Annotated in this window: 14 protein-coding genes; 8 read left to right on the top strand and 6 right to left on the bottom strand. The window is 35.8% G+C overall.

Annotation, left to right across the window (positions count from 1 at the left end; translation table 11 throughout):
* The first annotated feature begins 65 nt into the window (after positions 1-65).
* A complete protein-coding gene (locus tag EKM02_RS12070) occupies positions 66-1,055 on the top strand; it encodes an NAD-dependent epimerase/dehydratase family protein (protein WP_126455497.1) in 990 nt (329 codons plus the stop codon).
* Here the strand turns inward: EKM02_RS12070 and EKM02_RS12065 are convergent.
* The 3 genes from EKM02_RS12065 to EKM02_RS12055 are packed head-to-tail and all read right to left on the bottom strand — an operon-like array spanning position 1,052 to position 3,585.
* Positions 1,052-1,495, bottom strand: coding sequence for a DUF4296 domain-containing protein (locus EKM02_RS12065; RefSeq protein ID WP_126455495.1), 444 nt, complete (start codon positions 1,493-1,495; stop codon positions 1,052-1,054). The genes EKM02_RS12070 and EKM02_RS12065 overlap by 4 nt on opposite strands.
* 11 nt (positions 1,496-1,506) lie before the next feature.
* Positions 1,507-2,847: a dihydroorotase gene (locus EKM02_RS12060; protein WP_126455493.1), complete on the bottom strand. Its 1,341-nt coding sequence runs from the start codon at positions 2,845-2,847 to the stop codon at positions 1,507-1,509.
* Between the two features lie 12 nt (positions 2,848-2,859).
* On the bottom strand, positions 2,860-3,585 hold the full coding sequence (locus EKM02_RS12055; protein ID WP_126455491.1) for a polyprenol monophosphomannose synthase: 726 nt from the start codon (positions 3,583-3,585) through the stop codon (positions 2,860-2,862).
* A gap of 103 nt (positions 3,586-3,688) precedes the next feature.
* Between EKM02_RS12055 and EKM02_RS12050 the strand changes: the two genes are divergently transcribed.
* The 3 genes from EKM02_RS12050 to EKM02_RS12040 all read left to right on the top strand — a co-directional run bounded on the left by EKM02_RS12050 (position 3,689) and on the right by EKM02_RS12040 (position 5,886).
* The gene (locus EKM02_RS12050; protein ID WP_126455489.1) at positions 3,689-4,360 is read left to right on the top strand and encodes a DUF4271 domain-containing protein; all 672 of its coding nucleotides are present in this window, start codon (positions 3,689-3,691) and stop codon (positions 4,358-4,360) included.
* A 13-nt stretch (positions 4,361-4,373) separates the two neighbouring features.
* Complete coding sequence (locus EKM02_RS12045; RefSeq protein ID WP_126455487.1) at positions 4,374-5,123, top strand: uroporphyrinogen-III synthase; 750 nt, start codon at positions 4,374-4,376, stop codon at positions 5,121-5,123.
* A 292-nt stretch (positions 5,124-5,415) separates the two neighbouring features.
* Entirely contained in the window at positions 5,416-5,886 is a 471-nt protein-coding gene (locus EKM02_RS12040; protein ID WP_126455485.1) for an Lrp/AsnC ligand binding domain-containing protein, read from the top strand.
* A 167-nt stretch (positions 5,887-6,053) separates the two neighbouring features.
* On the opposite strand, the gene EKM02_RS12035 is transcribed toward EKM02_RS12040, so the two are convergent.
* Together EKM02_RS12035 and leuS are read right to left on the bottom strand one after the other, a co-directional pair.
* Positions 6,054-6,740, bottom strand: coding sequence for a zinc metallopeptidase (locus EKM02_RS12035; RefSeq protein ID WP_185964876.1), 687 nt, complete (start codon positions 6,738-6,740; stop codon positions 6,054-6,056).
* A 161-nt stretch (positions 6,741-6,901) separates the two neighbouring features.
* Positions 6,902-9,808, bottom strand: coding sequence for a leucine--tRNA ligase (gene leuS / locus EKM02_RS12030; protein ID WP_126455483.1), 2,907 nt, complete (start codon positions 9,806-9,808; stop codon positions 6,902-6,904).
* Between the two features lie 273 nt (positions 9,809-10,081).
* On the opposite strand from leuS, the gene EKM02_RS12025 reads away from it, so the two are divergent.
* From EKM02_RS12025 to truB, 4 genes are all read left to right on the top strand, one after another.
* The gene (locus EKM02_RS12025) at positions 10,082-10,957 is read left to right on the top strand and encodes a cell division protein FtsX (protein ID WP_126455481.1); all 876 of its coding nucleotides are present in this window, start codon (positions 10,082-10,084) and stop codon (positions 10,955-10,957) included.
* A 75-nt stretch (positions 10,958-11,032) separates the two neighbouring features.
* On the top strand, positions 11,033-11,275 hold the full coding sequence (locus tag EKM02_RS12020) for a DUF3098 domain-containing protein (protein WP_126455479.1): 243 nt from the start codon (positions 11,033-11,035) through the stop codon (positions 11,273-11,275).
* Between the two features lie 69 nt (positions 11,276-11,344).
* Positions 11,345-12,166, top strand: a complete 822-nt coding sequence (locus EKM02_RS12015; RefSeq protein ID WP_126455476.1) for an undecaprenyl-diphosphate phosphatase — start codon at positions 11,345-11,347, stop codon at positions 12,164-12,166.
* A gap of 6 nt (positions 12,167-12,172) precedes the next feature.
* On the top strand, positions 12,173-12,874 hold the full coding sequence (gene truB / locus EKM02_RS12010) for a tRNA pseudouridine(55) synthase TruB (protein WP_126455474.1): 702 nt from the start codon (positions 12,173-12,175) through the stop codon (positions 12,872-12,874).
* Positions 12,875-14,586: 1,712 nt separating this feature from the next.
* Here truB and EKM02_RS12005 read toward each other — a convergent pair.
* The coding region (locus EKM02_RS12005; RefSeq protein ID WP_126455472.1) for an alkaline phosphatase D family protein at positions 14,587-15,574 on the bottom strand (988 nt) is incomplete at its 5' end.

Raw genomic sequence — 15,574 nt, 5'->3', positions numbered from 1 at the left:
GCTTTAATTGCATAATTTGAAAATCTATCGGTCTAAAAATCGAACAATCTAATTATCTTTACAAAATGATTTTAGTCACAGGAGGAACTGGTTTAGTAGGCGCACATTTATTGCTTCATTTAATTGATCATGGCGAAAAAGTGCGCGCTATTTATCGAAGTATTGCTTCGATAGATAAAACCAAATCGCTATTCTCCCTCTACAAAAAGGAATTATTATACGACCAAATCGAATGGATTCAAGCAGATATCACCGAAATTCCTTCTTTAGAAATCGCCTTCCAGAATATTGATACCGTCTACCATTGTGCCGCTTTGATTTCTTTTGATCCAAAAGATGAAAATCTATTGCGAAAAACAAATATTGAAGGCACCGCAAATATTGTGAGTTTTTGTATCGCTTATCAAATAAAAAAACTTTGTTTTATAAGTTCCATTGCCACTCTGGGCGACTTACTACCTCATGAAAAATTCATTACTGAGGAAACCGAATGGAATCCGGAAAAGTACCATACTGATTATGCGATTTCTAAATATGGTGCCGAAATGGAAATCTGGCGCGGACAACAAGAAGGTTTAGATGTGATTATTGTAAATCCGGGTGTCATTCTTGGGCCAGGATTTAGAGCGCAAGGAAGCGGACAACTTTTTACGAAAGTAAAAAACGGATTAAAATTTTACACGCTGGGCTCAACAGGATTTGTTGCCGTTACTGATGTGGTCCGAATTGCACATCAATTGATGCAAAGCGAAATCAAGAATGAACGCTTTACATTGATTGCAGAAAATAATATTTTCCGAGACATCCTGAATACTATGGCTGATACATTGGGCGTGAGGCGACCTACCATTCATGCAAAACCGCTTTTTATGAAAATTCTCTGGAGATTGGATTGGTGTGTTTCGACTATTTTTCAACAAAAGAGAAAATTATCGCACGCTACCGCAAAGGCTTCCTACTCAAAAAACAGGTATTCCAATGAGAAGATTAAAAACAGATTAAAAACAGATTTTACAAATATCACCGATTACATAAAATACATTTCAGCGCATTAAAAGGGTGCTTCAATCTGTTTTAATTGCGAAGTATCCTTACCAATTGCGGGCGTTTTTTTCTTTTTCAAAAGAAGGGGTTTCTTTTTCTTTTTATCTTTGGTAATTAAAGAATCGACTTGTTTTTTGTTATCCTCCAATCGTTGGGTCATTTGCTCAAACATCACTTTGTAACCCTCATAATCGGACGCATAATAAATATTACTTTTAGCAAACTGCAGGCTGTCAATTTTATATTTTTTATAGATATATTGTGTCGGATTTATTTTGAACGTATCCAGGGAGGCTGGATTTTGGTATTTTATCGCTTCTAAAACGGACAAATCATACATCACATTTATCATAACGTCTTTATCAATAAGCCGTTCAGGTTTTTCGACTAATTCCTCTTTACAACCTAATAAGAGAGTCCCGATCGCTAAAAATATTATAATTTTTTTCATTTATCAAAAATTTATCTTTCAAACAACAACCGTTTGCCCACACGAATGTCTTTTACCTTAAATGCGTTATATACTAATTGTCCATTTACAAAAGTATGAGTAATTCTGGACTTAAAAGTAAAACCCTCAAATGGTGACCACCCACATTTAGCCATAATATTTTCTTTCTTAACACTCCACGGCAAGCCTGAATTTACGATCACTAAATCCGCATAATAGCCTTCTTTAATGAAACCACGTTTTTCTATTTTGAAAATCTTTGCCGGATTATGACACATTTTTTCCACAATTTTCTCCACGCTAATTTTACCTTGATGAAAGGCTTCAAACATAGCCACAACAGCGTGTTGAACCAGAGGCCCACCGGAGGGCGCATTCAAATACGATTGTTTTTTTTCTTCTAATGTGTGTGGCGCATGATCTGTGGCAATCACATCAATTCTACCATCCAGCAAGGCTTCCCAAAGCACATTCCGGTCATTAGCTGTTTTTACCGCGGGATTCCACTTGATCAGATTGCCCTTGGTTGCATAATCATCATTGGTAAACCACAAATGATGGATACAAACCTCAGCTGTGATTTTCTTGTCTTCCAATGGAATTTTATTGGTAAACAAATCCATTTCTTTAGCAGTTGAAAGGTGAAAAACATGCAAACGCGCTCCAGTTTTCTTCGCCAGCGCAACCGCTTTGGAAGACGAAATATAACACGCTTCCTCACTGCGGATCAGGTGATGTGCGGTTATGGGGACATCTTCTCCATACTCTGCTTTGTATTTTGCTAAATTATTTTGGATAGTTGTCTCATCCTCGCAATGTACCGCGATAAGCAGTGGTGTACTGGAAAATATTTTTTCTAATGTGGCTTCATTATCTACCAGCATATTTCCGGTTGAGGATCCTAAAAATATTTTGATTCCGGCAACATTCTTTGGATTTGTTTTTAGAACCTCTTCTAAATTATCATTGGTTGCACCCATCATAAACGAATAATTTGCGTACGATTTTTGGGCAGCCAACTCGTATTTTTGTTCTAATATTTCTTGGGTAACCGCATTTGGAACCGTGTTCGGCTGTTCAATAAAAGACGTAATTCCCCCCGCAATTGCGGCTTTAGATTCGGATTCGATGTCGCCTTTAAGCGTGAGTCCTGGCTCTCTAAAATGCACCTGATCATCAATGGCTCCGGGAATCAAATAATTTCCCTCGGCATCAATGATTTTACATTCAGAGAATTTAGCGCTGATGCTTTCTGCAATTTCAACAATTAGATCATTCTCAATTAACAAATCACCTTCAAAAATGGCTCCTTCATTTACTATTTTGGCATTCTTTATTAAAACCCTGTTCATCGTATTTTTTTCTTATAATGTATTGAAAAGTCTTTTTAATCTAAGCGAAATAACTCCAAAAACGGCTTCAATAATTATTGAATTACTCATTTTGGACTGCCCCTTGGTTCTATCAGTGAAAATAATCGGAACCTCTACAATTTGAAAATTCTTACAATATGCCCTGTATTTCATTTCAATTTGAAAGGCATACCCAACGAATTTAATAGAATTTAACTGGATTTCTTCTAAAACTTTTCTTTTGTAACAGACAAACCCAGCGGTAGCATCATGAATTTTCATTCCGGTAATCATGCGCACATAAACAGAGGCAAAATATGACATTAGCACCCGGCTTAAAGGCCAGTTCACTACATTGACACCGGTTACATATCTAGATCCAATTGCTAAATCAGCATTACCAAAATGACAGGCGCTGTACAATTTTTCTAAATCATTGGGATTGTGAGAAAAGTCAGCATCCATTTCAAAAACATATTCATATCGGTGCTCCAATGCCCATCTGAATCCATGCACATAAGCTGTACCTAAACCTGATTTCTTATTTCTTTTTTCTAAAAACAACCTGCCTCCAAATTCTCTCTGAAGCAAAACAACCTTATCAGCAGTGTGATCTGGTGAATTATCATCAATAATAAGCACATGAAAGGGTTTGTGTTGCGAAAGCACCGATCGGATAATACTTTCAATATTTTCAATTTCGTTATAGGTAGGAATTATAACAATACAATCATTCATATTTAGGCTAATTTCACCGCAAAAGTAAACTTTTTATGCCATTTGATCCTTAATAAAATTATAATAAAAAGAATGGTATAAAAATTAGTAATTTTACCCCGTTATGATAGAAACCATACTTCATCCAAGAATAACAGAGAACAAAGACTGGGCGACCGTACTTTTTGTGCTGTCATTTGCTATTATTGCTATTACTAGATCTATTTTCGAAAATCGTTTTGGTGATTTTGCGAACCTTATTTTCTCCAATAAATACACAAAAGTATACCGTGACAGCAGTCATCTCAAAAGCGGATTCACTGTTGCTTTATTTTTGGTCCAAATCATCTCCCTTGCGTTCTTTATCCAAATTGCATTGAGCTATTTTGGCCCCGTTTCAAAAACGGACTGGTTGCTTTATATTCAAATATTTACGTTCTTGATCTTCTTCATTTTAGCAAAGTATTTAATCGAAAAAATAATTGCAACCTCATTCAATATTGAAGAATTTATGGAGCAGTTCAACCTACAAAAGGTAACTTACAGAACCTATATTGGATTAATCATACTGCCATTCAATATTATTTTGTTTTATAACGACACAATCTCAAGAAATATTCCATTATTAATTATAGGCATTATATTGGTAACCAATATTATAACTTATTTTATTTCAATAAAAAATTATCAAAATTTAATAATCGGTAAGTTGTTTTATTTTATTTTATATCTTTGCGCTCTCGAAATAGCTCCCTATTATTTCATGTATTATTGGTTCACAAAAGGGAGTGCTTAGAAAACGTTAAAATATGAAAGTGAAAACAATTTTGGTGTCACAGCCAGAGCCTAAAGTGGAAAATTCCCCATACTTTGAACTTCAACAAAAGCATAAAGTAAAAATTGATTTCAGGCCTTTTATTCACGTAGAAGGAGTTAATGCCAAAGAGATCCGACTTCAAAAAATTGATCTTAATCATTACACCGCAATTATTTTAACCAGTAGAAATGCAGTAGACCACTTTTTCAGAGTGGCCGAAGAAATGCGATTTAAAGTACCTGAGGGATTAAAATATTTCTGTCAATCAGAAGCGGTCGCTTTTTATCTGCAGAAATATGTGGTATATCGAAAACGGAAAATTTACGTAGGACCAAAAGACTTTGCCGATTTATCCCCACTGATTAAAAAATACAAAGACGAAAAATTCTTATTACCTGCTTCAGATCAACTCAATGCCGATGCTCCAATAACGTTGGACGCCTTAAAAGTAGACTGGACTCCCGCTATTTTTTACAAAACAGTGATGAGCGATTTGTCTGATTTAGCTGATGTGTATTATGATGTTTTGGCCTTCTTTAGTCCAACTGGAATAAAATCATTGTTCATGAATTTTCCAGAATTTGAGCAAAACAATACTCGAATTGCTGTTTTTGGCAGTACCACCCAAAAAGAAGCTTTAGATCATGGCTTAAGAATCGATATTCTTGCACCAACACCAGAAACGCCTTCGATGACAATGGCTTTAGAGAAATATATCACGGAAGCCAACAAAGGAAAATAAAAAATTACTTTTCGTAATAAAATCAAAAAAGCCATTCGCGATCCGAATGGCTTTTTTGATGATACAAAATCTAAAATTACGTTAGGTTCTTTATCGTGCAGTATTACTACGTAAAAATTAGTCCTATTACCACATCGAACGCAATAGAGAATCATTTTAGCTTCCAGACTGCACTTGATATGACAAAAAACAGTCAACTAAAACACCTTAAATACTGAATTTAATCGTTTTTTTTTTAAATTTGATTTTCAATTCAAACTAAATTTAATAGTTTAGTTTAAAATAACAACTCATGAAAATCAATTCCCAAATAGTAGAAATTGACGGTATCGACAAAGAAATTTTGCGTGACTTGATGGAAGATGCCCGAAAACCAATTCTTCAAATCGCCAATAAAATTGGAATTTCAGGAGCAGCAATTCATCAACGTTTGCGAAAACTGGAACAATCCGGCGTTATTTCGGGATCAAAATTTACGGTAAACAATAAAATTTTGGGTTATAACACGATGGCTTTTGTTGGAATTTATCTGGACAAAGCGGCTAGAAATCCAGAGGCAGTACGTGATCTAAAAAAAATTCCTGAAGTACTAGAATGCCATTATACGACAGGAAACTGGTCTATTCTTATTAAAATAATTTGTCGGGATAACGAACATTTAATGCAATTACTCAATACCAAAATCCAAGCGATAGAAGGCGTTTCCAGAACAGAAACCTTTATTTCTTTGGACCAACAAATTGAAAGACAAATTCAATTGTAGCACCACTTTTATCTCTTTGTGACTCCATGAACTTTGTTATTTCTGCGTAGGAGAAATCACATACTCCGAATAACTTGATGAGATTTCTTCTCCGTAAAGATGAAATAGAGGCAAAAAAATCCGTCTTGTTCTTACACAAGACGGATTTGTATTTTTTAAGCAAACATCTAATTCCTTCTTCCGCCCATATAAATCGAAACATAATACAAGAGTGTCGCGATGGATCCTAAAGCAGCCACAACATACGTTCTAGCAGCCCATTTAAGCGAATCTTTGGCTCCCGCTTGTTCTTGCTGTGTCAGCATTCTTTTGTTTTCTAACCAAGCCAACGCCCGATTACTCGCATCATATTCGACCGGCAAAGTAACTATAGAGAATAAAGTAGTTGCTGCAAAAATGATAATTCCCACCAGTAGTAATTGCGGAAAAGTCTTCATCATCAAGATTCCTCCTAGCAAGATCCACTGCATATACGTAGAGGCTACATTTACCACCGGCACTAATTTAGATCGCATTGTCAGCCACTGATACCCTACAGCGTGTTGCACCGCATGTCCACATTCGTGAGCCGCAACAGCTGCCGCAGCCGCATTTCTTTGGTTGTAAACGGCCTCGCTTAAATTCACAGTTTTGTCAGATGGATTATAATGATCCGTCAAACGTCCCGGTGTAGAGATTACTCGTACATCACGAATCCCGTTATCGGCAAGCATTTTCTCGGCGATTTCAGCACCGGACATTCCGTTTTGCAATTGCAATTTAGAATAATGTTCAAATTTGCTTTTTAGTCTTGAACTAACTAACCAGCTGAAAAGCATGATTGCTCCGGCAAGAATCAAATAACCCATTCCCATATTTTTGTTTTTTAATTTATTATTTAAAGTTACAAAAGAATTATCAAAATCTGAACCATTTTTTTATTGCGTCAATTTGGCATTCCTAAAAATGGAACGCAGATTACGTGGATGAAAAGGATATGCGCAGATTTATACGGATTAGTATGTTTGTTAAAAATTTACCCCACTAAATTAATAATTTTTCCCGGAACAATTATCACCTTATTTGGCGTTCTTCCTTCTAATTGTTTGATGGTTCTGTCATCTTTCATCACGATTTCCTCGATTTGCTCCTTGGTTAAATCCAAAGGCAACACCATCGTGAAACGCATTTTTCCATTGAAAGAAACTGGATATTCCTTTTCACTTTCTACTAAATATTTCGCTTCAAAAACAGGAAAAGCAACTGTTGCAATCGAACCTGTATTTCCTAGCAACGACCATAATTCCTCGGCGATGTGTGGCGCATAAGGCGAAATTACAATAGCTAACGGTTCTAAAATAGCACGTGAATGACAGTTTTGAGCGGATAATTCGTTTACACAAATCATAAATTGAGAAACCGATGTATTAAAAGAGAACCCTTCAATATCTTCTGCCACTTTCTTGATGGTTTTGTGCAATGATTTTAAGTTGTCTTTAGTTGGTTTTTCATTAGTAACAATCAAACCATTATCATCAAAATACAAACGACACAGTTTTTTCAAAAAACCAAAAATTCCTGAAATCCCTGAAGTGTTCCAAGGTTTTGCTTGTTCCAATGGTCCTAAAAACATTTCGTACAAACGCAACGTATCGGCTCCATATTCGTTACAAATATCGTCTGGCGTTACCACATTGTATTTCGATTTCGACATTTTTTCGATTTCGCGACCAACAATGTATTTTCCGTTATCTTCCGTAATGAATTCTGCATTTGCATAATCTTCTCTCCAACTTTTAAACTTTTCAATATCTAATTCATCAGAAGAATTAACCATTGAAACATCAACATGAATTGGCTGCACGTTTTGTCCACCAATTTTATTTTTAGAAACATACGTATTTGTTCCGTCTAATCTATACACAAACGCACTCATTCCCAAAATCATCCCTTGATTGATCAATTTTTTGAACGGTTCTTCAGTTGGTGCAAAACCTTTGTCTTTTAGGAATTTGTTCCAAAAACGAGAATACAATAAATGTCCGGTCGCGTGTTCGCTTCCACCAATGTATAAATCCACACTTTCCCAATACGCCAGCGCATCTTTGCTTGCAAATTCGCTTTCGTTTTGCGCATCCATATAACGCATCCAATACCATGAACTTCCCGCCCAACCTGGCATCGTGTTTAATTCTAATGGGAATATAGTTTCCTCCCCCAACCCCTCCGAAGGAGGGGAGAGAAGCTCATTCGAAACCACTTTATTATTTACACTGTCCCAAGCCCAAACCAAAGCGTTACCTAAAGGCGGTTGCCCATCTTCGGTTGGTAAGTATTTCTCTACTTCTGGCAAGATGATTGGTAAATGTTTTGCTGCAATCATTTGCGGCAAGCCATTCACATAATATACCGGAAACGGCTCTCCCCAATAGCGCTGGCGCGAGAAAACAGCATCACGCAAACGGTAATTGATTTTTCCTTTTCCTTGGTTTAGTTTTTCTAATTCTTCTATCGCTTTTTTAGTTGCTTCTTTGTATGTCAGTCCGTTTAGGAAATCAGAATTGGCGATAATCACATTGTCTTTCGAAACGTATGCAGCTTCAGAAATATCTACATTGGCAAAAATATTTTTGATTTCTTGCATGCCTTGTTGCCCTTTGAAGAAATTAGCAAAAGCATAATCTCTTTCGTCGCCACAAGGAACAGCCATAACCGCGCCTGTCCCGTAACCTGCCAAAACATAATCCCCAATCCAAACAGGAATTGGTTCTTTCGTAAAAGGATGCTCTGCGTAAGCACCAGTAAATACTCCAGAAATGGTTTTGACATCGGCCATACGTTCTCTTTCGGAACGTTTTGACGTTTTTTCTATATAAGAATCGACTGCTGCTTTTTGTTCTGCCGTTGCGATTTGAGCTACCAATTCATGTTCTGGCGCCAAGGTCATAAACGTTACTCCAAAAATGGTATCAGGACGCGTTGTGAACACATCGATAAATTGCTGCTCGCTTTCAACGTTTGACTTTTGACTTTCGACTTTAAAAGAAACTGTCGCCCCAACACTTTTCCCAATCCAGTTTCTCTGACTTTCCTTAATGCTTTCGCTCCAATCAATATCGTTTAATCCTTGCAGTAAACGTTCTGCATAAGCCGAAATTCGCATGCTCCACTGCGTCATTTTCTTGCGCACCACTGTAAAACCACCACGCTCTGAAACACCATTTACGATTTCGTCATTTGCTAAAACCGTTCCCAATCCCGGACACCAGTTTACTTCAGTCTCGGCCAAATAGGTCAATCTGTATTGCAATAAAATTCGCTCCTGTTGCTCTTTTGCGAAAGCGTTCCATTCATTTGCTGAAAAAATTTCACTATTTTCATCGCAAACGGCGTTGACATTTACGTTACCTTCTGTTGAAAAAATCGAAACCAAAGTCGAAATATCTTCGGCTTTGTCGCTGTTTTTATTGTACCATGAATTGAATAATTGAATGAAAATCCATTGTGTGTGTTTGTAATAATCGGGATTTGAAGTACGCACTTCTCGACTCCAATCGAAAGAGAATCCAATTTTGTCCAATTGCTTTCTGTATCCTGCAATTTTATTTCCTTCTTTATCCGTTCCGCCGTCAATATTTACCGAAGTAGTATCTTCAGGACGCTGCCCAGTTTGAATCGCATATTGCTCAGCAGGCAAACCAAAACTGTCATAACCCATAGGGTGCAACACATTAAAACCTTGGTGTCTTTTGTATCTAGAATACACATCTGAGGCAATATACCCCAAAGGATGTCCTACGTGCAATCCTGCTCCAGATGGATAAGGAAACATATCAAGTACGTAATATTTAGGTTTTGTTGCATTATTTTCGGCTTTAAATGTTTGGTTTTCTAACCAATATTTCTGCCATTTGGCTTCTATTTCGTTCGGATTGTATTTCATTCCTCTTTTTTATTGTTTTTTAGTGGAGTCATGCTGTCGCGCACTCAAGTCATTCCTCTTTTTTATTGTTTTTTAATGGAGTCATGCTGTCGCGCACTCAAGTCCTTTTTATACGGTTCTGAACAAATGAGCAACTGAGGTTCTACCTTTTATTACGATGACTATTTTTAGGTCGCAAATTTACGTTTATTGTACGAAAGTTGAAACTTTGAGCGTTATTAACTTTAAATAAAGAAATTCTTTGTTATTTTTACCCAATAATTTCAGTAAACTATGAGTTCTTCCTTTGATAATTTCCAAAAACGCCGTTTAATTTCCTCTTATTTCTCAGTAGTGCTAAGTGTATTCTTGGTTTTATTTCTGTTAGGAATATTGGGTCTTTTCATTATAAATTCTAAAAAATTAGCGAACGATTTCAAGGAAAATATTGCCATGACCGTTTTTTTCAAAAACGAAGCCAATGACACGGTATTAAAAGCTTTTGGAACTGAATTAAAAGCAAGTCACTTTGTAAAATCATACGATTATGTAACCAAAGAAGCTGCTGCAAAACAACATACCGATATTATAGGGGAGGATTTCCTGGTATTTCTGGGAGAAAACCCGTTGCAAAACTCGTATGACATTCACCTGAAAGGAGATTATGTAGTAAAGGACAGCATAACAAAAATTGAAGCTAGCTTACGCAAAAACGCTATGATTTCCGATATTGTGTATGACAAACAATTAGTAAATCTGGTGAACGACAACATCAAAAAAGTAAGCATGTGGATTTTGATAATCAGCGGTTTTTTATCTTTTATTGCCGTATTACTGATCAATAGTTCGTTGCGTTTGTCCATACATTCTAACAGATTCATCATTAAGACCATGCAAATGGTAGGTGCTACCAAATCATTTATCAGAAAACCTTTTGTAATGCGAAGTATAAAACTGGGCATGATTGGAGCTTTTTTAGCCATAATAGCCTTGACTGGTGTACTGATTTATATAGAAACCAGTTTTCCAAATCTTGGCATATTAGAAGACAAAGCATTAATTGGACTTGTTTTATTGAGTGTTCTAGGAATTGGTATTTTAATTACCTGGTTAAGCACGCATTTTGCAACACAACGGTTCTTGAATTTAAGAACAGACGATTTATATTAATTTTTACTCGTTGATTTGGTTGGCTATTTGTTTACTCAAATTCTCACCATTCAGCGTTTAAATCAATCTCATAAAATGGAAAACAACAACCACAAACCAGAATTTCTTTTTGACAAAATAAATTATAAAATTCTCTTAATCGGGATTGGTGTAATTGCCTTGGGATTTGTTCTAATGGCCGGCGGAGGAAGTGATGATCCAAATGTATTTAGCGAAGACATCTTCAATTTTAGAAGAATTCGACTTGCGCCAACAACTGTTTTAATTGGTTTTGGCATAACTATATATGCCATTCTCAAAAGCCCAAAAAAACAATAAACAGTGACGCATTATAAGTTACAATACTGATTAACAGACTACTAAAAACAGAACACTGATCACGCTATAATGAATACATTACAAGCTTTTTTAATTGCCATAATCGAAGGATTAACAGAATATCTTCCCGTTTCATCCACAGCCCACATGGTTTTCCTAAGTTCCTATTTTGGAATTCAAGAAGATGATTTTGTGAAGCTTTTTCAGGTTTCTATTCAGTTCGGAGCCATTTTAGCCGTTGTAGCTTTATATTGGAAGAAATTTTTTGATTTTTCCTCCAGAAGTATCGCCATCAAATTTTATCTCAAACTCATTTATGCCGTTATTCCAGCACTGGTTTTAGGAAAGTTATTTGACGAAACGATTGAAGCCGTTCTTGGAGATCCTATTCCTATTGCGATCGTATTGATTATAGGAGGTGTAATTCTGCTTTTTATTGACAGTCGTTTTCAAAGCCCCTCTGTCATTCAAGAAGAAGATATTACTGTAAAAAAAGCTGTAATTATTGGTTTCTGGCAATGTTTAGCCATGATGCCGGGGACAAGTCGTTCCGCTGCCTCGATAATTGGGGGAATGCAACAAGGATTAACGCGGCATGCTGCGGCAGAATTCTCTTTCTTTTTGGCCGTGCCAACAATGATGGCGGTAACATGCTATTCTGTGTTCTTGAAAACCTACGAAACTTCACAAATGAAAGGCTATGAATTGATTTTAAAGTCTAACGAAAACATCCAATTATTCCTGATTGGTAATGTCGTGGCTTTTATCGTTGCCATTATAGCAATTAAATTTTTTATTGAAATTATCAAAAAATATGGTTTCAAACCATGGGGCTGGTACCGAATAATTGTAGGTATCTTTTTATTGATCTACTTTTCATACTTTAAATAATTCCCTTTGAAGACAGCCGAAGATTACCAAAACGGACAAATTTTACTGATTGACAAGCCCTTGAACTGGACTTCTTTTCAGGCGGTGAATAAATGGAAATGGGCATTAATCACTAAACTGAATCTGCCAAAAAAATTCAAGATAGGTCACGCTGGAACGTTAGACCCTTTGGCAACCGGATTACTGTTAGTTTGTACAGGAAAATTCACTAAAAGAATCACTGAACTTCAGGGTCAAGCCAAAGAATATACCGGAACTTTTTACATTGGAGCGACTACGCCTTCGTATGATTTAGAAACGGAGATCGATCAAACTTTCCCGACAGATCATATTGATGATGCTTTAATCCATGATACCCTAAAACAGTTTCTAGGCGAAATAGATCAAAAACCCCCTATTTATTCGGCTATAAAAAAAGATGGCGTGCGCTTGTATGAACATGCCAGGGCAGGAGAAACTGTTGAAATTGCCACCAGAAAAACAACGATTCACGAATTTGAAATTACCAGAATTGCACTTCCTGAAATAGACTTTAGAGTAGTTTGCAGCAAAGGAACTTACATTCGTTCCTTGGCATTTGATTTTGGAAAAGCCATGGGTTCTGGTTCGCACTTAACGGCTTTACGCCGAACCAAAATTGGCGATTATGATGTGACTAACACCGTAGATGTGAGTTTATTCGAGCAAAGTCTAACCGCTCATTTGTAAATAAAAAGCAAAAACACATGACAAACTTCAAGATTGAATTTGCGCCGTGTTTTTTCTCTAAAGTAAAAGTATTGACATACCATACTCATTTTGTCTAGGTTGTTACTCACAACTGGTTTAATAATGACTCTTTCTTTGTTTCCCAAAAAGGAAATTCGATAAATAATCATAAAACTTTTCAAATAGCTTTTTCATAATCCTGTTTTTTAAAATTGTTCAACAATGTTTAAACACCTATAAAAAATACAAATTAGTAGACGTGGTTTTTAAATAAATAATGTACGAATATTTTGTCAAAAAAATAAAACTTAAAACTATATGTTTTTTGTAAATCTTACAGACTGCAACTATTGAATGAAAAAACCAAAAATCTCCAAGTGCAATTTGACCCTAAAATTGGCTTTAGTCTGTTTCATAGTTAACTACGATATAATCATCACTTTTATACAAAAAACCCCCAACAGAAATTAGTCCGCATTAGGAAAAATTGCCATTTTAGATAGTTCAGGGTTTAGGGCCTACTTAGACCTTCATCTTCGAATAGAAAATTAAATAAATAATCGCAAAAAATTTTAAATAATTTTCTCATATTGAAATTGTTTAAATTCCGAAACAGAATGTGAAGTCCAATAAAAAGTAAATTGAATTATATCAGCCTTAGATTTATTTTCTATTACGAAGTTATATGTTTGTTTTTCACAAACAAAAAGAAATCGACTAATGGAGGTAAACTTCCGACCAAAGGAAAGAAACATGCGAATAAAGAGCTATTATAGCTAACACTTTAACAAATGCATCGCCTTATTCAGGCAAAGCTTCAGAAAGAGAGTATTTCTTCCCTGCTTACTTAAAATGTCCTATGACACAAAATACAACAGACCTACTTTCTCCCTTAAAAAAAGCTCAAAATAATTATTATTTTAAAGTCCCTAAAAACAATAATGTTCTTCTTATATTTAACCTAAAGCACTTATAAACAGAGTAAAAAAAAACAATTACATCCTGTTTTAGATCACAAGCTCGTTATTGAAAATCCCGTTAAAGACTATGTATACCTCTAAATTAATAAAAAAGGAAGTTAGTTCCTCCCTGATGGAATGAGTTGCAAAGTAGGCTATGGAATTCATTATCACAAATGGGCTGATAACTTAGTCATTACAACTATCTTTACCTATTCTAGACTTAGTCCTAAATCAGGAAAGACACCCTAATAACTCTTCAACTAGGTTTAGAAAAAAACAATATCTTTAGGGCGTAACGATTTGATAGGCGAGTATAAAAAATAATTATAGGACCTCAAAAACCCGACAATCTTTTGTTGATTGTCAAAGTTAGATGCTTTGGCGTCCCATAAATAATTAAAAAAACATAAAGTATCGGCGGAGGCATTTCGTTAATCCACATTTAATCGAACCGTGCCTCCAAGTCAAGCATCTTCCCAACAATTTCATTTTCGGCAGACTCCTCTTTAAAACATAAATAAACCCTTTGCGACTCCACACTTGCTGTTTTAGCAATTGCTTCCGATTCCTTTTCATAATTATTAATCAAGTCTTAGTATCCACTAGCGGCTATGAATACGCCCGTTTTTTAATTTAAAAGAATCAAAATATTTCTCGCCCAAAGAAAATCCCTAGATGCTAGCAAAAAAAGCACTTAGGGATCTAGACAAAGTATAACTAGGCCTAAAAACTATATCATAAAGAGGGTCGCTATCTTTTAATTAATAATTTTTGTGTAGTTGAATTATTTTGAGAAACAATTTTTACAAAATATACTCCCTCAACTAAATTATCTGTTGGATATCTTTCTGTCCAAACACCTGAGTCTTTTTTGGAAGAATATTTTTTAACCAATCTTCCTGCATTGTCAATAATTTGTACTTCTACTTGCCCAACATCTTCTAAATTATATTGAATGCTAAAGAAGTCACTAGACGGATTTGGATACAAAGACAATACTTTTAATCTAGAAAAATCAGACATCGATAAATTTACGTTTTTAGCACACATAAACGGTGAAGGTGCAGCAGCATAAGCGGAGGATGGTACAGAAGCAGCCGTTCCCTTAGTAAGATGATTGTCCTTATCTTTAGTCAACCAAGAAGCTCCATAGGAATATACATTTGAAACTGCATCTATTGTAGGAACATAAAACCAATCTGCTTGCGCTCGTTGTTGATTGACATCTAATAGAACAAATCCGTGTTGCTTTAATTCAATATATTTCATATGAGGGTTTAAAGCCTGAATAGCTTCGACACCTGCGCTTATTGGTAAACCTGGCGCAGTAACACTTGGCGTAACAAATTCTACCCCTACAGAACCTGCTCCGGTTAGAAAAACATAATCTTTACTTGGCAAGTCATTTGCCCAAGAGGTATGAATATCCCCTGTTAAAACAACTACATTGTTAATTTCATTATCCGTAACAGTTTTGAAAAATCGTTCTCTTTCGGCAGGATAACCATCCCATTGATCTTCATTTATTCCATATTGAGGAGCACCGAATGGCGCCATCATTACTTGTTGTCCAATAATTTTCCATTGCGCAGTACTTTTTATCAATTCATCCGTCATCCAAACCCTTTGATCACTTCCTAATAATTCACGTGTACTACTTTCAACAGCTAGGGATTCGTTGCGTGCGTAGCACGAACAATGAAACCCGGGTTGAACGGAACCGATTGTACGTCCGTTA

It is taken from the genome of Flavobacterium sp. RSP49 (assembly GCF_003968735.1).
GTDB lineage: Bacteria > Bacteroidota > Bacteroidia > Flavobacteriales > Flavobacteriaceae > Flavobacterium.
Note: the sequence above shows the minus strand (reverse complement) of the source record. Positions and strands in the feature narration are given on the sequence as shown.